The organism is Hamadaea sp. (assembly GCF_013362815.1).
GTDB lineage: Bacteria > Actinomycetota > Actinomycetes > Mycobacteriales > Micromonosporaceae > Hamadaea.
Map to the genome: position 1 here is coordinate 49,517 of NZ_JABFVK010000058.1, position 19,161 is coordinate 68,677.

A 19,161-nucleotide genomic window follows, 5' to 3' on the forward strand; every position below is an offset into this window, starting at 1 on the left:
GCGGTGGATCGACGCCGTTGCCGCTCAGTCGCAGTGGGCGAACCCGGTGCCGGGCAGCCGATCGTGGTAGATCTCCTGCTCGGCGGCGGTGAACCCGGCGACTTCCACGCTGACGCAGTGATCGCCGTTGACCGCGGCGACGGCCTGATAGCGATACTGGTCCCAGTCGTTACCACACTCGCCGTCAGCGCAGATGTCGAGGTGCAGAGTCGTGGGCGCGCCTCGATCCTTCACCTTGACCAGGCGGGCGCAGCTGTCTTTGCCGTCCCAGTAGACATAGGAGCGGGCAGCGAGTTCGCCATCCCGGGTGTCGTAGTGGCTGAACGAATGAACGAGCCGGCCCGCACAGCCGTACCCGTAGCCGTCCGCAGCTGCGGGATCGGCGTACGCCACCAGCCCAGCGGCGGACAGGACGGCAGTCGCGGCGATGGCGGCGGTCCTCCGCAAGCGTCGCATGCAGGTTCCTCCTGATCAGTGGATGATGAGTCGATTGATCCTGTCATCCGTTTTCGCGATGATTAGGAGGTTTCGGGAAATTCGCGCTGGGGCTCCTGCTGACCGGCCGCGTCCGTCATCTGATCGGCGCTGGCATCTGGAAGCGCCAGTGCTGTGCTTCGCCGCCGTAGCACGGCCACTGCTGCACGACGGCCCCGGCGGTCGGTGTGTTCCACGGAATTTCGGCGCATTGCTTGGTCTGAAGATTCTCTAGAGTCCGATAGTCGGTGCCCGACACGAAGTCCATCGACCAGAGCTGTCGCGCCGCCCCCAGACAGTCCCACAGCTGTAGGGCCTGGCCCGCGTTCGGGCTTCCCCAGGGCACCTCAAGGCACATGGGTTGGCCCGCAGACGAGTTGGCGTTGAGCAGACCGTAATAGGAGACGCCGTCGACGACGACCTTATCGATGGGATACCAAAGTTGGGCTGGCCCCGAATCGCAGGGCCACTGCTGGATCCGTGCACCGTTGTCGGTGCTTGCATAGGCCACTTCCAGGCAGAGCTTGTACCGCGAGTCCTGGCTTTGCAGGAGGTAAGGCGGGGTGAGAGCCGAAGCTGGCGACGCGTGGATGAGACTCGCGATGGCCAAGCCCACGCACACGGTGAGGGCAATCGACATTCGACGAAGGATTCTCATGGCCACGCCTTTCGATCATTGACGTATAGCGATGGGCACTACTATAAACGTAGTACCGGCGCGCTATGATCGTAGTAACGTGCCAATGTTCGGGTGACTGTTCTCAGCAGCGTCGGTGGAGGGTGTTCTGCACGGGCCGGCGTAGTGGGTCGATGAAGGCTGGTGGGATGAACTCGGGGAAGCCGTCGGTTCTGATGCGTACTTCCCAGTGTCCGTGGTGGATTTCGCGGTGGTGGAAGCCACAAAGCAGGACAGAGTTCGCTAAACAGGTGGTTCCGCCGTCTGCCCACGCGTGGACGTGGTGGCCGTCGCACCACTGCGGTGGGCGATCACAGCCGGGGAAGGCGCATCCGTTGTCCCGCAACACAAGCGCGCGTCGTAGTGGGCCCTCGATGAGGCGGCGGGCGCGGCCGACGTCGAGGACCTGGCCCTCGCCGCCCAACACGGCCGGGATGATGATCGCGTCACACGCCAGACGGCGCACAGTCTCGGGCGTCAGTAGGTCGCCGGTGTCCAGTAGTCCCGCACCGACCTTGGCTTTCAGCTGCTCCCACGGCAAAGTGATCGTCAGATGCGGCTTCTCGCCACCGTTGTCCGGCAGCTCCCCGGCGTGCAGGATCCGCTCGCACAGCTCGATCAGCGCGTCGGCGCGGCGGGCACCGGCCGACCGCAGATCCGGATCACCCGGCAACACCCGGCCGGTCCGGCCCCTCGCGCCGTGCGACGGATGCGCTTCGCCTGCCGGATCCGCCTCGGCCGCCGTCGCCACGCCGGGTACCGCGCCGCCGCCTGCCACGCCTGAGCTGTCTGCCGTGGTCGGGCTGCCTGCCATAGTCGCGCTGCCGGTGGAGGTCGTGCTGCCTGCGATCGGGTCCTGTCCCGAGGCTGACGCCCGGGCGAGAGTGGGCGCGTATACGTCCGGCGCAGCGCCACTGCCAGCGTCCAGAGCTGGGCCAGACCCGCCGAACGCCGAATGATCGCCGTTGCCGCCGTACGGTGCGCCGAGGTCCGACTGGCCACCGCTGAGATCCGGCAGATCCGGGCGGTCGGCGCTGAGCGTTTGGTCTGCGACGGCAGTTGGTGCTGGGCGGCGTGGTGCCGACAGCGGATCTATTGCGGCGCGGAGGATCGCGGCCATCTCCGCGTCCAAGACTCCGCGGATACGGTATTCGCCTTCGCCGTAGGGGATGAGGGTGAAGTCTCGCCGGTCGTGCGCCGATCGTTCAGCCCGTTCCAGCTCCTTGCGTAGGCGTTGTTCGGCGATCTCCGGGGCGACCAGCTCCAGGATCTGCGACCGGTACTTTTCCAGCACCTCTGGCCGCAGCCGCTCCTCGACCGCCAGCTTGGTCAATACCTCGCCCGCTTTGGCCTTGCCCAGGTCGCCCACGGCGCTCGGCAGATCGTGCACGGTCTTGGCGATCACCTGCGCCTGACCGACGTTGACCTGATCCGCGGACAGGGCCTGCTCGGCTGCCGGGACCGCGGGCAGCTGCCGGGCGAGTTTGGCCCACTGTTCGGCGTCACGGTGCCGGATCGCCAGCAGAAACGTCAGCCAGTTCGCCGTACCCGTCGCACCGGCGGTGTACGGAACCTCCCGGCCCTCAGCGGTGCCGACCAATACGAGCATTCGGGCCGACAACCGTTGCATCAACGCGAACGTGCGCCGGACTTCGTCGGTGATCTCCGCGTCGGACAACGTCCACAGGGGAGCGGCAGCAAGCTCGGCGACATCCGCCTCTGCCTGCGCCAACACCCCCGTGCTCATGACCCAATGTTAGAACGCCTGTCGGACCACTAACCGGGGGAAAACCCAAACCGGCACACAAGATGCCGATAACGATCAACCCCTTGACCCGTCCACATCAGATAGTCTCCTAGGACGCCTTAGGCGGTGAGTCTGACGCCTCGGGCTCGGATCGTCGCCAAGGCCTCGATGCGGTGCGGACGACAGCGCCCGCGGCCGGGGTGGCCGCGGGCGCTGTGGTTAGGGGATCAGCGACGAGCCGAGAAGCGTCAGACGCCGCTCGGGCAAGGTGGGTCCGATTCCAGCAGGAAGTCCGCCGTACGCACGATGCCGGCCTCGACCTTCACCGTGATCGCCTGCGGAATCCAGCCGTCCTTGGCCACGATCACCTGGTAGGTGCCCTTCGGCAGCCACCAGGCGTACGCGCCCGAGGCGTCGGCGTGCAACGTGTAGCCGACGGTCGGGTCGGTCGTGAGGTTGAGGCGGATGACTGCCTTCACACCGACGTGCGTACCGGAGCACGACAGGCCGGCGACCGTGCCCTGGACTTTGCCCCAGGACGTCGGCGGCGAGACGTTCATCTCGACGCTCACCGGCGCGATCGGGTACGGCGTTTCGGCTCGCAGCCCGAATTGTGCGGTGTACTTGCCCGGTTGGGCCACGCCCGCCGCGGCGGTCGCCGTCAAGGTGACGGTGATGGTGCGGGACTTGCCCGCAGCCAGCGTGAAGGTGCTCGGCGTCTCGCTCAGCCACGGGACGTCCGCGGCCTCGTCACAGTCGCCCAGGCCGGGCAGCGTCTCCGAGGTCTTGGAGCCGACGAAGGACGACGGCGAGCCGCCGATCTTGTAGAAGCCGCAGGCTCCGGCGCCGCGGTAGACGGTGAACTGGGTGTTCGGGCCGTCGGACCAGGTGTTGGTGGCCGGGTCGTAGGCGACCGTGCGGTTGGTGATGGCGGTCGAGCCCGCCGTCACGCCACCGGCGAGGACGAACAGGCCGCCCGCGGCGGACCCGGCCGAGCCCCACAGATCCAGCGGCGCGTCCGCGATCGGCGACCATCCGGTGGCCGGGTCGAGGGCGAAGCCGTTGGACCAGTCCGAGTCACCGGAGCCGCCGGCGCAGTAGATCTTTCCGCTGATGCCGCCGCAGGAGATCCACGACGCGTCCAACGGGTACGCCGGACCGGAGCTGAACGTGCCGGTCGCGGGGTCGAAGACCACCACGTCGTCGCTGGCCGTGCAGGAGTCGTCGCCGCAACCGCCGACAAGATAGATCTTGCCGTTGGCGACGCCGACGCCGGCCGTGGCCCGCGCGGCCGGGTTGGTCGCGCCGGAGACGGTGGACCAGCTACCCGTGGCCGGGTCGAAGACGTCCACTGTGGTCACCGGAGCACCGTCACCGGACCAGCCGCCGAGTACGTAGATCTTCCCGCCAGCAGCGGCGACCTGTGGCTTCGTTCGCCCGATCGGCATGTTCGGCAGCGCCGTCCAGGTGTTGTCGTTCGGATCGTAGACGAAGGCCTTGTTCTCCAGGCCCGTGTCGATGCCGCCACCGATCGAGTAGACCTTGCCGTTCAGTGTGGCCGCCGAGTTGTCGAACACCTCGTCCGGGTAGTCCGCGATGGACTGCCAGGCCGCGTTCGGCGCGCTCGCGCGGGCCGGGACGGTGGTCGACTTGACGCCGCGCAAGGCGGTGCTGGCCTTCTCGGTCAGCTTGATCGTCTGCAGGTCGGCGCCCTTCTTGCCGAGGATCTCGAAGGTGCCGGCCCGTTCCAGCAGGTCGACGGTGGCCGTCGCCGAGCCGGTGTTGGTCACCGTCACCGTGGTCTTGCGTACGGTGCCGTAGGGCTGGAACGCCTGGATCGTGGTGGGTGTGACGGTCAGCCGCGGCGACTTCAGCGCGAAGTCGGCCCGCTTGTTGGCGTCGGCCACCACCGTCACCGACTTCGTGAGCGCGTTGTACGGGCTCTTGGTGGCGGTGAACGAGTGGGCGCCGACCGCGCTGGAGAACAGCCAGTAGTAGCCGTCGCCGACCGCCGGGTCGTCGGCCGTGGCCACCGAGGTCGCCGTTTCGGCCGGGACGTCGACGGAGGCGACCTTCGCCCCGACCAGACCGGTCGTGGTGTTCGCGTCGGTCACGAACCCGGTGACGAGCCCGCCGTCGGCCGCCGTGCAGCCACGGTCAACCAGCTGCACGTTGTCGACCTCCCACCACCAGGCGAAGGTGCCCTTGTAGTGGAAGCGAATCTGGGCGGTGGCTGAACCGGCCAGACCGGCCAGGGCGAGTTGCTCCACGCGCGGTCCACGGGCCGCGGTCGTGGACTGGTGCAGGACGGTGGTCCAGGTGGTTCCGCCGTCGGTGCTGATGTCGACGTCGCCGAACGAGTTGCTGAACGCCCGGTAGTCGTTGTTGAACCGCAGGTACGGCAGGTTCGTCCCGGACAGGTCCAGCACCGGGGTCACCAGCGAGGTGTCCTCGGTCTTGCCCGAGCCGGCCTTGTCGCTGTCCATGATGGCGAAGCCGCCCGTGCCGCCGGTCAGGTTGCCGCGCTTGCCCGGGTCGTCGAACGCCCAGACCGGGTTGGTGCCCTGGTGGTTCACCACGGTCCAGTTCGCTGGGGTGCTGGTCGTGTCGAATGACTCCGACAGGATCGGGTCGCTGAAGTTCACCTTGTACCCGGGTGCGGTGCAGTCCCGAGCGACCGGCAGCGACAGGTTGACCGTCTTGCCCGTGGCGCCCAGCGTCACCGCGGTGGTGGTCGTCTGATAACCCGGGATCTTCGCGCTCGTGGCGAGCGAGTGGGTGGTGTTGCCCGGCAACGTCACCGAGTACGCCCCGGTGAACGGGTTGGTGAAGATCGGGTCCCGGCCGGGGATGTCGATCCGGGCGTACAGCGGCCAGCCGTGGCCCGACCCGTCGGTCACCTTGCCGCTGACGGTCACCATCGGCGCGGAGACCAGGGCGAAGTCCTGCGTCGCGGTGCCGTTCTCGGGCACGGTGACGGTCACCGTCTCGTCGTGGTATCCGTACTTGCTCGCGGTCACCGACTGGTCTCCGGCGGGCAAGGTCAGCGAGTAGGTGCCATTCGCCGCCGTGGTGGTGGACCGGCCACTCGACGAGACCGTGGCCGCTGCGATCGGCGTACCAGTTGAATCGTCGCGGACAATGCCTGTCACGATTCCGGACGGTCCGCGCGGAGCCAGGGTGACCGCCTGGTACGCGTCGAGCCGGCCCTCGCCGAAGACGTTGTTGTCGGCGGCGGTGCCCCCGCAGCTGGTGTCGTCTACGTCGCGGCCGGACTGGTCGAGTAGCGTGCGCGTGGCCGCGACGTCACCGCGCAGGGCGGGGGCGGCGGACCACATGAGCGCGACGGTGCCGGAGACGTGCGGTGACGCCATCGACGTGCCGCTGCCGGAGCCGTAGCCGCCGGGCACCGAGGAGCGGACATTCACGCCCGGGGCGGAGATGTTGGGCTTGACCCCGCCGTCGATCGCGGACGCGCCGCGGCCGGAGAACGAGGCGATGTTCCCGCTGATGTCGTACGCGCCCGCCGAGTAGACCTGCGGGTTGTCACCGGGCGAACCGGCGCTGCCGCACGCGGGACCGTCGTTGCCGTTGGAGAAGGCCGGGAAGATGCCGGCCGCGATCCACGCGTCGACGGTCGGACCGTACCACGGGTCGCCGGGGTCGCCGCCCCACGAGTTGTTGACGACGTCCGGATGCAGGTCGGGTCGCGGGTTGCCGCCGTTGAGATCGGTCGGCGCGAGCACCCACTGGCCGGCCGCGAGCAGTGACGCGTCGGAGCAGGTGTTGATCTCGCAGCCCTTGGCGGCGATCCACTTCGCGTCCGGCGCGACGCCGATGACGTTCGCCCCTTCGCCGCCCACCATCGTGCCCATGGTGTGCGTGCCGTGGCCGTTGTTGTCACAAGGCTTGCCGACGGGGCAGATGCCCGCCGGGTCGAACCAGTTGTAGTTGTGATCGAAGGTGCCGCCGCCGAGGTTGCCGCGGTACTTGTCGACCAGCGCCGGGTGGGTGTATTCCACGCCGCTGTCGATGCTGGCGACCACGATGCCCGCGCCTCGGTCGGCGTACGCGCTCCAGACCTCGTTGGCCCGGATGTTGGCGATGTTCCACTCGACGGCGTCCACAGTGGCCTCAAGCTGGCCGGCAGTCGGCTTCTCGAGGGCGTGCGCCCGGTTCGGCTCGATCGAGGCTACGCCGTCGAGCTTGGCCAGTTCCTCGGCGAGCGCCTTGTCGCCGTGGACCCAGATCGCGTTGGCGATCCAGAACGCCTTGTACGCGATCTTCCGCTCGTCGAGCAGCGCCCGCACATCCTTTTGGGAGCTCTCGGCGGTCGCCTTGAGCTCGGTGTAGACCTGTTCGGCCCGTTGCGTACGGGGCAGGCTCTTGGCCGGGCTCAGGTCGGCCTTGTCACGCAGGTAGACGAGGAAGTCGGTGGACTCGGCGGTGATCTCGCCGCTGATCGCCGCACTGGTCGCGGCGGCCGCGGGAGTGGCCAGGGCCGGTATAAGCCCGACCGTTAAAACGGTTCCAGCCAGCGCCGCGAGCAGCGCCCTCGGCCGGAATCTCCCAGGTGATGACATGTGTCCTCCCCGATCAAGCGCAGGCCGGGTTCTCCGGCCCGCCCGTCGGGCTCGTGCCACACGGGCGCGCGCATGGAACTAATGATCTTTGTGGACGGTGGTGGCCATCAATGCCTGATGCCGGTCAACTCTCTGGCGGCTTTCCGGCGAATGGAGGACTTTCCGTCGGGATGGGGTTGACATCATCCGACGATTGGACTTGCCTGAAAGTTCTTCGACTGCCACCTGGGGAGGATGCGCATGGTCGTCGGGGACCGGGCACTGATCGTTTGCGTTTCCGCCGACGTCGCGGTTCGCGAACGGCTGATGAGACAGCTCGATCCGGGCGGTCTCGTGCTGCTGTGCGCCGATCTGGACGAGCTGCGGGAGATCCTCTTTCCGGCGCTCTCGTCGGGCGGTGCGCTTTCGTCAGGCGGTGCGCTTTCGTCAGGCGGTGCGCTTTCGTCAGGCGGTGCGCTTTTGCCGGGCGGGCCGCCGGACGGCCTGGTGGTTGACCAAGTCGGCTTCAAGGCGACCTGGCGCGGCCGGTCGCTTCCCCTGACGCGGCTCGAGCTGCGGATGCTCGGCTGCCTCGCTGAGCGTACGCAGGAGGTGTGGACCTATCAGGAGCTGTTCACAGCGGTGTGGGGGAGTGTCTATTTAGGAGACAGTGCGATTCTGCACTCGGCGATGAAGCGGTTGCGGGGGAAGCTTCGGACGACCGCTGGTGGGTTGGAGGTCGAGACCGTGCGCGGGATCGGGTATCGGCTCGCTGTTCGGGTTTGACTTGTTCGTTTCGCTCGCTCCGCTCGCTTTGGGGTGGCGGCGCGGTTCGTTCGCGTTATCCCTGGCGGTTCGCTCGCGGTTCGTTCGCGTTATCCCGGGATGTTGCGGTTATTCGGCGGCGGGAGGCCGCGTTATCCGGCGTAACGCGAGCGGCCGGGCGCCGGGATGACGCGAGTGGCTGGGTGCCGGCGTGACGCGAGTGGCTGCGATGGGTGGCGGGCGCAGCGGTTGGGGGCGGGCGACGGTTTGGTCTTGGTGGGTGCGGCTGCGATGCGGTCACGTATCCCGGGATGTTGCGGTTATTCGGCGGCGGGAGGCCGCGTTATCCGGCGTAACGCGAGTGGCTGGGATGGGTGGCGGGCGCAGCGGTTGGGGGCGGGCGACGGTTTGGTCTTGGTGGGTGCGGCTGGGATGCGGTCACGTATCCCGGGATATTGCGGTTATCCGGCGGCGCACAGCCGCGTTATCCGGCATAACTCGAGCGGCCGGGCGCCGAGTAACGCGAGCGGCCGGGCGCCGAGTAACGCGAACGGGGCGGGCGGCCGGAGACGCGAGCCGGGGCGGGCGGCCGGAGACGCGAGCGGGCGGGACGAGCGCGAGGCGACGGCGTAACGCGAACGGAGCGACCACGGTGTCACGTTCGACGAGCGGCCCCGGAGAACGCCGGTGCTGGTGGGAACGGTCTCGGCGAGCTGCGTGGTGATCATCCGAGCCGCTACCCGCAGCGGCGTGCCAGATTCGATTAACTCTATTTACCAATCTGTCAACTTACTTTAAAGTGCCTCGCAAGCGGAGGCCCCGGCGGGTCTCCCGGAAAGCGAGGAGAGCAACGTGCGAAGACTCATCGTCCTCCCGCTCCTGGCGGTGGGGGCGCTCATCGGCTCCCTGGTCGTGGCGGTGAGCCCGGCCAACGCCCACGGTTACGTCTCGTCACCGCTGAGCCGCCAGGCGATGTGCGCACAGGGCCGGGTTTCGGCGTCCACCTGTGGCGACATCATCTACGAGCCGCAGAGCGTCGAGGCGCCCAAGGGCTCGCTGCAGTGCAACGGCGGCGGCTCCCGGTTCGCCGTCCTGAACGACAACAGCATCAACTGGCCCACCACCTCGGTCGGCGGCACGGTGACGTTCACCTGGACGTTCACCGCGTTCCATCGCACGACCGACTTCGAGTACTTCGTGGGCAACACCAGGATCGCGGTGTTCAGCGGCAACAACTCGCCGCCGCCGCAGGGGCTGACCCACACGTTCAGCCTCGGTGGGCGTACCGGACGGGTCACCGTACTCGCCCGGTGGAACATCGCCGACACCATCAACGCGTTCTACTCCTGTGTGGACCTCCAGGTCGGCGGGGGCGGCACGGCCAGCCCCTCCCCGTCGCCGAGCGCGACGCGTACCTCGTCGCCGTCGCCGTCTCCGACCAAGGCCTCGCCGACCCCGACCGCCACGTCGGGCACTACGACGTGGGCTGCCGGAACGGCGTACAAGATCGGTGACGTCGTGACCTACAACGGCGTCAGCTACCGGTGCATCCAGGCGCACACCGCCCTCGTCGGCTGGGAACCCCCGAACACCCCCGCCCTCTGGAGCAAGGTGTAGTGAACGCGCGTACCTTCGGTCGCAGTCTCGGCATGATCGCCGGGGCTGCGACCGCCCTCGTCCTGGCGCTGGCCGGCTGCGGCGGCGCGCCGTCGGCCCCGGCGAACTCGCCCGCGTTCAACGACGCCGACGTGATGTTCCTCCAGATGATGGTCGCCTATCACGCTCCGGGGGAGAAGATCACCGCGCTCGCCGCTCAGCGCGCCACGCGTACCGAGGTCAAGCAGCTCGCGGCGGCGATCGAGGTGACCGAGGCGGACGAGCAGAAGAAGGTCCTGGGCTGGCTGCAGGAGTGGAATCAGCCGACCGAGCCGGCCACCGACACCGTGCTGCACGCCGACCACGGCGGGCTGCCGGGCGACGGCAAGGCCGAGGTCGCGACGCTGACCAAGACCGCTCCGGACAAGTTCGACAAGGCCTTCCTGACGATGCTGATCGGCCAGCAGCACGGGCTCGTCGAGGCCGCGCGGGCGGAGACGGCCGGTGGCGTCAATCCGGAGGTGAAAGCACTCGCCCAACGGGTCACCGACTCCCGGCGCGCTCAAGTCGCGTACATGCTGACCCTCGCGCAATAGGACGTCCCATCCCCTGAGAACGCGACTGCCGATCTTCGGGACGATCTCGGTAGGCTGTGTGCCATGAAGATCGGCATCGTGGGCGCGACCGGCCAGGTGGGCGGCGTCATGCGTCGCATCCTCGCGGAGCGCAAGTTCCCCGTCGACGAGCTCCGGCTCTTCGCTTCGGCGCGGTCGGCGGGCAAGAAGCTGCCGTGGGCCGACGGTGAGGTCGTCGTCGAGGACGCCGCGACCGCCGACTACGCCGGGCTCGACATCGTCTTGTTCTCCGCGGGCAAGACCACGTCCCTCGCGCTCGCGCCCAAGGTGGCCGCGGCCGGCGCGGTGGTCATCGACAACTCGTCGGGCTGGCGCATGGACCCGCAGGTCCCGCTGGTCGTCTCCGAGGTCAACCCGCACGCGGCCGCCGATCGCCCCAAGGGCATCATCGCCAACCCCAACTGCACGACCATGGCCGCCATGCCCGTGCTCAAGCCGCTCCACGTGGAGGCCGGGCTGATCAGCCTGGTCACGGCGACCTACCAGGCCGTCTCCGGGTCCGGCTTGGAGGGGGTCGCGGAGTTGGATCAACAGGTACGCGCAGTGGCCGAACGCGCGACGGAACTCACTCACGATGGCGCGGCCGTGCAGTTCCCGGCGCCGCAGAAGTACGTCCGGCCGATCGCCTTCAACGTGCTTCCCTACGCGGGCGCGCTCGTCGACGACGGGCTCGACGAGACCGACGAGGAGCAGAAGCTCCGCAACGAGAGCCGCAAGATCCTGGAGATCCCGGACCTGAAGGTCTCCGGGACGTGCGTACGCGTGCCGGTGTTCACCGGGCACTCGCTGCAGGTGCACGCCCGGTTCGCCCGGCCGCTGTCCCCGCAGCGGGCCAAGGAACTGCTGGCCGACGCCCCCGGCGTGGTGCTCACCGACGTGCCGACCCCGTTGCAGGCGGCCGGTCAGGACCCGACCTTCGTGGGTCGCATCCGCGCCGACGAGACCGTCGACCACGGGATCGCGTTCTTCTGCTCCAGCGACAACCTGCGGAAGGGCGCAGCGCTCAACGCCGTCCAGATCGCCGAGTTGGTCGCGGCCGAGCTGCGCTGACAATGCGCATCGTCACCGATCGTGACGAGGTACGCGAGCTGCTGACCCGGCATCCGGGCCGGCACCTCCTCGCGATCGGTGACCTCGACGACGCGTTCTGGCCGCATACGCGTTTCGTGCACGGGTGGGGCCAGACGTTGTTGCTCTACACCGGCCTGCAGACGCCGGTCGTGCTGGCCGTCGCCGATCCGCCCGCCTCGTCACTGCACACCCTGGTCGCCTCGTATCAAGCCGAGCTGCCCGACCGGTTCTACGGCCACCTTTCCGAAGAGGCTGCCGAAGCACTGCGCCCGCACTTCACTCTCGACGTGCACGGCATCCTCGCGTACATGTCGATGAAGCCGGTGACGGGCGTGGCGCGAGAAGACGTCGTGGAGATCGGGCCCGCGGACCTGCCGGAGATTCAAGCGTTGCAGCAGGCCGCGAACCCGGATGGCGGCTTCTTCGAGCCGGAGATGCTGCGTGCCGGACCGTATCTCGGCATCCGGCGCGGCGGCGAGCTGATCGCGATGGGCGGTACGCACACCTGGTCGGCCACGGAGAAGGTCGCGGTGCTGGGCAACATCGCCACGCACCCGGCGCACCGGAGGCAGGGACTGGCCGCCGCTGTGACCGCGGCCCTGTGCGCGCGGTTCGGCGGGGCGATCGACGTCGTCGGGCTGACCGTGGACGTCGCGAACACTCCGGCGATCCGCTGTTACGCGGGGCTGGGCTTCACCGAGGACGTACGCGTCGTCGGGGCTCGCTGCGCCCGGCTCTAGCCGCGTTGTGGGCGGGCGGGTCTAGCCGCAGCAGCCTCCGCCGCAGCAACCGCCACCGCCACCTTGCTGGGGCGCGCCGACCTTGACGACGCTGGCGGTGGTGAGCAGCTTGACGGTGTCGTCGTGCCCTTCCGGGCAGGCGGCGGGCTGCGACGCCTCGCTCATCGGGCGCTCGACCTCGAACGTGTCGCCGCAGGAGCGGCACCGAAACTCATACCGGGGCATGGCGGAATTCTATCGCCCGCCGGCCCGGCCGGTTGATCTTGGCGTGTTTCGGTTGCCCAGACGACATTTTCTCGCCAAGGTCAACTCGCCACCGGTGGCGTCAGGGGCGGCGGGCGATCAGGTAGGAGCGGCGGCTGGCGTGCTCGGCGTCCGGGTGGGGCGCTCGGTCGAACCGGCCGACCAGCTCCAACCCGGCGGCCGCCAGGGCGGCGGACTCGGCGGCCGGATCGGGGTAGTGGAAGGTCAGCTCGACCGGGTGGTCCCACCATTCGGTGAGAGTTTGGCGGCCGCCCATGGGCGTCTCGGCGTCTTCCACGTGGAAGGCGATCAACGCTTGCCCGCCCGGGCGCAGCACGCGGGCGAATTCGGCGTACGCCGTGGCTCGGGCGGCCGGATCGAGGTGGATCACGGCGTAGAGGCAGACGAGTCCGGCGATCGCACTGGACTGGATGGGCAGCGCCGTCATGTCGGCCGTGACGAAGGGCAGCGCCGTGGATCGGCGAGCGACCGAGGTCATGCCGGTCGACAGGTCCAGCCCGACGACGTCGAGTCCCCACCCCGCCAAGTACGCCGTCACGTGCCCGGGTCCGCAGCCGACGTCGAGCACCGGTCCACCGGACGTCTGCTCGGCGAAGGCGCTCAGTAGGGCGCGGTCCCACGGCTTACCGGCCAGTTCGTCACCGATCTCCGCGGCGTACCGGTCGGCGACGGCGTCGTAACTGCTGCGCGTACTCGTCATGCGGCGCTCCCCGAAGTCGCGGCGCTCCCCGAAGTCGCAGCACTCCCCGAAGCTGCGGCGCTCCCCGAAGCAGAGCCGGAACCTAGGCGGGGGAAGGGTTCGAGGGAGAACACGACCTCGACCGGCACCTCGAAGTACTGCGCGATCCGCAACGCGAGGTGCAGGCTCGGCCGGAACTCGCCCCGTTCCAGGTAACCGACCGTCTGGTAGTGGATGCCGAGCGCGTCCGCCAGCTCCCGCCGCGAGATGCCGCGTTCGGCGCGCAGCATCGCGATGCGGTCGTAGACGACCTCGCTCGCCTTGTCGGTGCCGGTCACACTTCCCCCGCCCTTCAGCGGACTCGCTGCATCGCCCGGGTCCGGCGGGCCTCGACGGCCGAGCCGGACTCGCGGCGTGCCATCCGGCGCAGCACGATCGGCGCGACGATCAGCCCGAACGCCGCCCAGGCGCCGAGGACCCCGACCGTCTCCAGGTGCCGCCACGAACCCCCGAACTCCACCGCCGCCATGCTGTCCGGCAGCAGCGCCGACCGCATCCCGAGGCCGAGCCAGTAGATCGGGAAGACTTGCGCGACCCACTGCAACCACGTCGGGAAGTTGGTGATGGGGTAGAAGATCCCGGAGGTCGCGATCAATCCCATGATGGGCAGCATGATCAGGCCCATGTTCTGCGGGTTCGACAGCATGGAACCGAAGATCGCGCCGATCGGCATCGTCGCCACGAGACCCAGCAGGACGACCCAGATCAGGGTGAACCAGGTGTGCCAGCCCGACAGCGACAGCCCGTCGAGCAGGAACGTCGCCGGAATGAGCTGGATCGCCAGGCTCAGCAAGGTGATCCCGGTGACCGTGACGATCTTGCCGATCAGGTAGCCGAGCATCCCGTTGGGCACTGCCTTGGCCCGGAGCAGGGTGCCGTCCTCACGCTCGATCGTCAATGACGCCGCGATCGTCACCAGGCCACCGAATGCGATGCCCATCCCGAGCGCGCTGGGGAGCGTACGCGAGCCCAGGGAGAAGCTGGTCCCCGGAACGGTCGCGCCCCGCATGAAGAACATCGTGATCAGCAGCGCCAGCGCGGGGAAGAAGTAGGTCCACAGGTCCTGCGGATTGGTGAAGGTGTGCTTCAGCTCGCGCTGTCCGCGGGCCACGCCCGCCCGGACGGCGCTCATCAAGGTGTTGTTCACGCGGGCACCTTCTCGAAGGCGGAGGGGAGGGACGTGGTCTGCCCCGACTCGTGCGCCACCACCAAGGCCATGTAGGTGTCTTCGAGGCTGGCGCGGCGTACTTCGAGGTGGGTGACGGCCGAACCGTGCTGGTCCAGGAGCTTGTGCACGAACTCGGTGGCGTCCTCGGCGGAGTGGACGAACCGCTCGCCGTCGACGCTCCACCGCACCTCGGCCGCGCTCGGAATCCGGCGGGCCAGCTCGTCGGCCGAGCCGTCGGCGATGATGGTGCCGCCGGCCAGGATCAGAATGCGGTCGGCGAGCTTCTCGGCCTCGTCGAGGTCGTGCGTCGTCAGCAGGATCGTGGTCTGATCGATGTCGGACAGCCGGTGCACGAGCTCGTGGAACTCGCGCCGCGCGTGTGGGTCGAAGCCGGCCGTCGGCTCGTCCAGGAACAGCAACTCGGGCCGCCCCACGATGCCGATCGCCACGTCCAGGCGGCGGCGCTGCCCGCCGGACAGCTGCGACACCCGCTTCGCGGCATGCTCGGTCAGGCCCACGGTCGCGATCAGCTCGTCGGTGTCCCACACCGGACGTTCCTTCGACGCGTACGCCGTGTAGTACATCCGAAGATGTGCGAGGAGTTCCCCCACCCGCCATTTGCCGTGATCCCGCCAGCTCTGCAGGACGATGCCGAGCCGGGCGCGCCAGTCCTCGCTGCCGCGGGCCGGGTCGACGCCGAGGACCCGGACGTCGCCCGCCGAGCGCATCCGGAAGCCCTCGAGGATCTCGATCGTCGTCGTCTTGCCGGCGCCGTTCGGGCCGAGCAGGGCGACGACTTCGCCGGGGCTGGCCGTGAAGGTCACCCCCCGCAGGACGTCGGTCGTCCCGTAGCGCATCCGGAGATCGGTGACCTCCAGGGCGTACTGCGAGTCAGTCACAGCTCCGCCTCCCCATCTGATGTCTGCGACCGAAGATAGCACTTATGCTACTTCCGAGCGCAAGACTGTTATCGGGTAGACGACGCCTGATACGCGGTCAGACGACCGCGGGTTCGTCTCGCTGCTGCTGGACGTGTTCCTCGATCGTCGCCATGAGCCCGGCCAGGCTCAGCGGCCGGAGCATCGTGACCGCGCCGGACAGCCGCTCCGTCACGGCGTCGGCGGCGTCCGGCATCGGGGCGATGACGATGGTCATGGAGGACTTCGGCAGCAGTCGCTGGATCGCCGCCTCCTGGCCGGGCAGCAGATCGGCCTCGGCGACGAGGACGTCCGGCTGGGTCGACAGCATGCTGCGGAGCTGCGTCGGGCTCGTCGTGGAGATGGTCTCGTAGCCGGCGTTGCGCAGAATCCGGCGCAACGTGACGAGTAGCCGCCGATTGCGTTCGGCGATCAGTACGCGGGGCGCCACATTCGTGGGGTGCATGGCCGATCATGCCTCCGGTCGGGATGGACGGCAGTGGACTCGTCCACGAATACGGACCCGGGACTCCACCGGGTCACTGCCGATCACTGCGGATTCAGGCCGGCAGGTCGATCCGGGCGACCGCGCCGCCACCCGGGTCGGTCGCCACCGACAACCGGCCGCGGTGGAGGCGTACCGCCCAGTCGGCGATGCTCAGGCCGAGCCCGGAACTGCCGGGGGCGGTGCTGGTGAACCGGTCGAACGCGGGCGCTCTGGGACTCAGTCCGGGCCCGTGATCGCGGATGACGACTTCCCCGGCGCGTACGCGTACCAGCAGATCTGCGCCGTGTCCGGCGACGGCGCCGTGGCGTACCGCATTCTCGACCAGATTGCGCACCGCCATGCGCAAGATGGCCGGGTCGCCGTCGCAGACCACGGTCTCGAGATCGAGATCGACCGACCGCGCGGCCGCCGCCGTGTCCTCGACCACCTCGGCGACCAGTTGGTCCAGGCGGAACCGCTCTGACCGGAGCTCGCGCGTGCCCGCGATCATGCGGGCCCGGGTGAGCAGTGTCTCGACCGAGTTCGTCATGCGCTCGGCCGAGCGGATGACCTTGCGTAACGCCCCCGGCTGATGGTCGGTGTCGACGAGCGCGGCCTCGGCGGCGACGCGGATGGTCGTGAGGGGAGTACGCAGCTCGTGGGCGGCGTCGGCGAGGAAGCGCTCCTGCTGGTCGAGGGCGGCTCCGGCGATCCGGGTGCTGCGCCGGGCGAGCAGGTACGCCCCGGCGCTGGCCAGCAGCACGAAGCCGATGCCGCCGCCGATCAGCGTCAAGGCGAGCCGGGTGTGGGCGGCCTCGGAGTCCTGGGCGTCGATGGTGACCACGACCGATCCGGCGGGCCGGCCCGCGCTCTCGACGGCGAAGGCCACCGCGAGCAACTGCTGCGTGGTGCCGTCGGTAGCGGTCGCCTTGGCCACCACGCTCTGGTTGCCCGAGATGCTCGCCCAGGCGGCCGGTTCGAGGCGGCGCAACGGCACGAGCTGCGTCCGGCCGGGTCGGGCCAGCGCCGGGCCGAGCGCGTCACCCCGGCGTTCGAAGACGTAGACGCCGGTCGCCCGATCGCCGATGGCGTCGGCGACGCCGGTCAGCCGCAGCGTGCCGGCCTCCCGGTAGATCAGCGAGAGCACCGCGCTGCTCGTGATGCGCAGATCCGCCAGCAGCGCCTGTTCGCGCTGGTGGCCGTCCACCTGAATACCCGCGAACGCCATCCCCGTGACCCCGGTGAGCGTGATCGCGGTGAAGACGGCGATGAGGCGTACGCGCAGCCCCCGCAACCGGTCGGCGGTGGTCAGCCGATGGCGGCCGTTATTCATCGCCGATCCGATAACCGGTGCCGCGCACAGTGTGGATCAGCGTCGGCGGGCCGAGCTTCCGGCGCAACTGCGTGATGACCACGTCCACCACATTGGACAAAGGATCGGCGAGCTCGTCCCAGCAGTGCTCCCGCAGGTCGGCCCGGGTGACTGCGGCGGGCGCGCGGCTCATCAGCTGCTCCAGGACCGCGAACTCCTTGGGGGTGAGCAGCTGCAGCACGCCCGCTCGGCGTACCTCGTGCCGGGCGCAGTCGAGCTCCAGATCGGACACCCGGAGCACCGGCGGCAGCATGGCCGTGCTGCGGCGGCACAGCGCGCGTACCCGCATCACCAGTTCGGCGGCGGCGAACGGCTTCGCGAGGTAGTCGTCGGCGCCCGCCTCGAAGCCGCGTACGCGTTCGTCGATCTCGCTCAGGGCGGTCAGCATCAGCGCCGGAACCCGGATGCCGCGGTCTCGCAGCCGGTGCAGATGGCGGGCGGAGTCGCCGTCGGGCAGCATCCGGTCCAGCACCACACAGTCGTATGCGTTGACGCTGAGCGCGAGGTCCGCCTGCGGCCAGTCACCGGCGTGGTCGACGGCGAGCCCGCCGGCCCGCAGGGCGGCCACCGCCGCCTCGCGCAGGTCCCGGTCATCCTCGACGACGAGTACGCGCATGAGCCAGAAGTATTCCGACAGAACCCCGGCTGTGCCAGATCCGTATTCCACTTTGGTGCATTCTTGACCGCGTACGCGGTGAGGCGTCGCTCGTACGGCGGGCTGGCGGGCTGGAGGATCGATGGGTGCAGCGCGGCGGCGGGCCGTGGCGGCGGTGGTGGCGGCGGCAGTGCTTTCGGCGGCGGTGCTGAGCGCCGGTGGGTGTACGCAGGCCCCGTCGCGGCTGGTCGAGGACGCGGGCGGCTGCGGTTACAAGATCGCCTTCTTCGGCGCGCTGTCGGGCGGCAACGCCAACCTCGGCCGCCACCCCCATGACGGCGTACGCCTCGCAGTCGACCAGTACAACGCAGTGAACACCGCTTGCCCGGTGGAGCTGTCCGATTTCGACTCGCAGGGCGACGAGAAACTCGCGCCCGACGTGGCCCAGCGGGTGGCCGACGATCCCCGCATCCTCGGGGTCGTCGGGCCGCAGTTCTCCGGCGAGGCGGAGGCGGCCGTCCCCGTTCTCGACCAGTACGGCGTCACCGCGATCACGGCCACCGCCACCCGGCCGGCCCTGGCCGAACAGGGCTGGAAGGTGTTCCACCGCGCGATCGGCAGCGACGCCGAGCAGGGCCCGGCCGCCGCGCGGTACATCAAGCGGGTGCTGAACTCGCGCCGGGTGATCGTCATCGACGACGCCTCGGCGTATGGGAAGGGGCTCTCCGACGAGGTACGCCGAGTGCTCGCCGGCGTGATCGTGAAGAGTCTGTCGGTCCGGGTGAAGCAGACCGACTTCGGCCGGGAGGTGGCCGACATCGCCGCGAGCCAAGCCGATGCCGTGTTCTACGGCGGCTACTACGCCGAGGCGGGTCCGTTGCTGAAACAGTTGCGCCAGTCCGGCGTACGCGCGGCTTTCGTGGCCGCCGACGGAGTGAAGGATCCGGGACTGGTCGAAGGAGCGGGGGTGGACGCCGCCGAGGGGGCGATCTTCACCTGCCCCTGTGTGCCGCTGGACCGGATCAAGGGGGACTTCCTCGCGGAGTTCCGGGCGAAGTACCACCGGGAACCCGGCACGTACGCCGCCGAGGCGTACGACGCGGCCAACATCCTGCTGGCCGGCATCAACGCGGGCAACCACACCCGGCCGTCCCTACTGGCCTATGTGGACTCCTATGTCGGGACCGGCGTCACCAAGTCCTTCAAATTCGACGACCGCGGTGAGATCGCCAGCTCGTCGGTCGCCATCTGGGCGTACCGGGTGGTCGACGGGCGGATCGTCGCTGATCAGCTCGTCCAGGAAGACCCCTAGACAATCACGCGTGTCACTTCATGGAATCCTCATCCCGATCG

18 protein-coding genes are annotated in these 19,161 nt (G+C 69.0%); 6 read left to right on the plus strand and 12 right to left on the minus strand.

Going from position 1 to position 19,161, the window contains the following annotated elements; all coding sequences use genetic code 11:
- Positions 1–24: 24 nt before the first annotated feature.
- The 4 genes from HOV77_RS25125 to HOV77_RS25140 all read right to left on the minus strand — a co-directional run bounded on the left by HOV77_RS25125 (position 25) and on the right by HOV77_RS25140 (position 7,480).
- Positions 25–456, minus strand: coding sequence for a hypothetical protein (locus HOV77_RS25125; protein ID WP_290865744.1), 432 nt, complete (start codon positions 454–456; stop codon positions 25–27).
- A 115-nt stretch (positions 457–571) separates the two neighbouring features.
- Positions 572–1,114, minus strand: a complete 543-nt coding sequence (locus HOV77_RS25130; RefSeq protein ID WP_290865746.1) for an RICIN domain-containing protein — start codon at positions 1,112–1,114, stop codon at positions 572–574.
- Between the two features lie 121 nt (positions 1,115–1,235).
- On the minus strand, positions 1,236–2,897 hold the full coding sequence (locus HOV77_RS25135; RefSeq protein ID WP_290865748.1) for an HNH endonuclease signature motif containing protein: 1,662 nt from the start codon (positions 2,895–2,897) through the stop codon (positions 1,236–1,238).
- A gap of 248 nt (positions 2,898–3,145) precedes the next feature.
- Positions 3,146–7,480, minus strand: a complete 4,335-nt coding sequence (locus HOV77_RS25140; RefSeq protein ID WP_290865750.1) for a S8 family serine peptidase — start codon at positions 7,478–7,480, stop codon at positions 3,146–3,148.
- Positions 7,481–7,786: 306 nt separating this feature from the next.
- On the opposite strand from HOV77_RS25140, the gene HOV77_RS25145 reads away from it, so the two are divergent.
- From HOV77_RS25145 to HOV77_RS25165, 5 genes are all read left to right on the plus strand, one after another.
- Positions 7,787–8,245, plus strand: coding sequence for a winged helix-turn-helix domain-containing protein (locus HOV77_RS25145; protein WP_290865751.1), 459 nt, complete (start codon positions 7,787–7,789; stop codon positions 8,243–8,245).
- Between the two features lie 831 nt (positions 8,246–9,076).
- Positions 9,077–9,841, plus strand: coding sequence for a lytic polysaccharide monooxygenase (locus HOV77_RS25150; protein ID WP_290865754.1), 765 nt, complete (start codon positions 9,077–9,079; stop codon positions 9,839–9,841).
- On the plus strand, positions 9,841–10,416 hold the full coding sequence (locus HOV77_RS25155; RefSeq protein ID WP_290865756.1) for a DUF305 domain-containing protein: 576 nt from the start codon (positions 9,841–9,843) through the stop codon (positions 10,414–10,416). The genes HOV77_RS25150 and HOV77_RS25155 overlap by 1 nt, the downstream gene beginning before the upstream one ends.
- Positions 10,417–10,479: 63 nt before the next feature.
- On the plus strand, positions 10,480–11,505 hold the full coding sequence (locus HOV77_RS25160; RefSeq protein WP_290865758.1) for an aspartate-semialdehyde dehydrogenase: 1,026 nt from the start codon (positions 10,480–10,482) through the stop codon (positions 11,503–11,505).
- Between the two features lie 2 nt (positions 11,506–11,507).
- Positions 11,508–12,266: a GNAT family N-acetyltransferase gene (locus HOV77_RS25165; RefSeq protein WP_290865760.1), complete on the plus strand. Its 759-nt coding sequence runs from the start codon at positions 11,508–11,510 to the stop codon at positions 12,264–12,266.
- Positions 12,267–12,287: 21 nt separating this feature from the next.
- On the opposite strand, the gene HOV77_RS25170 is transcribed toward HOV77_RS25165, so the two are convergent.
- The 8 genes from HOV77_RS25170 to HOV77_RS25205 all read right to left on the minus strand — a co-directional run bounded on the left by HOV77_RS25170 (position 12,288) and on the right by HOV77_RS25205 (position 17,829).
- The gene (locus HOV77_RS25170) at positions 12,288–12,491 is read right to left on the minus strand and encodes a zinc ribbon domain-containing protein (RefSeq protein WP_290865762.1); all 204 of its coding nucleotides are present in this window, start codon (positions 12,489–12,491) and stop codon (positions 12,288–12,290) included.
- Positions 12,492–12,591: 100 nt separating this feature from the next.
- The gene (locus HOV77_RS25175) at positions 12,592–13,230 is read right to left on the minus strand and encodes a class I SAM-dependent methyltransferase (protein ID WP_290865764.1); all 639 of its coding nucleotides are present in this window, start codon (positions 13,228–13,230) and stop codon (positions 12,592–12,594) included.
- On the minus strand, positions 13,227–13,499 hold the full coding sequence (locus HOV77_RS25180; protein ID WP_290865808.1) for a helix-turn-helix transcriptional regulator: 273 nt from the start codon (positions 13,497–13,499) through the stop codon (positions 13,227–13,229). The genes HOV77_RS25175 and HOV77_RS25180 overlap by 4 nt, the downstream gene beginning before the upstream one ends.
- A 62-nt stretch (positions 13,500–13,561) precedes the next feature.
- The gene (locus tag HOV77_RS25185) at positions 13,562–14,401 is read right to left on the minus strand and encodes an ABC transporter permease (protein WP_290865809.1); all 840 of its coding nucleotides are present in this window, start codon (positions 14,399–14,401) and stop codon (positions 13,562–13,564) included.
- A gap of 11 nt (positions 14,402–14,412) precedes the next feature.
- A complete protein-coding gene (locus HOV77_RS25190; protein ID WP_290865811.1) occupies positions 14,413–15,294 on the minus strand; it encodes an ABC transporter ATP-binding protein in 882 nt (293 codons plus the stop codon).
- Between the two features lie 139 nt (positions 15,295–15,433).
- The gene (locus HOV77_RS25195; protein ID WP_290865766.1) at positions 15,434–15,820 is read right to left on the minus strand and encodes a hypothetical protein; all 387 of its coding nucleotides are present in this window, start codon (positions 15,818–15,820) and stop codon (positions 15,434–15,436) included.
- A 94-nt stretch (positions 15,821–15,914) separates the two neighbouring features.
- Complete coding sequence (locus HOV77_RS25200) at positions 15,915–17,174, minus strand: HAMP domain-containing sensor histidine kinase (protein WP_290865768.1); 1,260 nt, start codon at positions 17,172–17,174, stop codon at positions 15,915–15,917.
- Entirely contained in the window at positions 17,167–17,829 is a 663-nt protein-coding gene (locus HOV77_RS25205; RefSeq protein ID WP_290865814.1) for a response regulator transcription factor, read from the minus strand. Before HOV77_RS25205 ends, HOV77_RS25200 begins: the two co-directional genes overlap by 8 nt.
- A gap of 121 nt (positions 17,830–17,950) precedes the next feature.
- Here HOV77_RS25205 and HOV77_RS25210 point away from each other — a divergent pair, with 121 nt between their 5' ends.
- Positions 17,951–19,120, plus strand: coding sequence for a branched-chain amino acid ABC transporter substrate-binding protein (locus HOV77_RS25210; protein ID WP_290865770.1), 1,170 nt, complete (start codon positions 17,951–17,953; stop codon positions 19,118–19,120).
- The last annotated feature ends 41 nt before the right edge of the window (positions 19,121–19,161 follow it).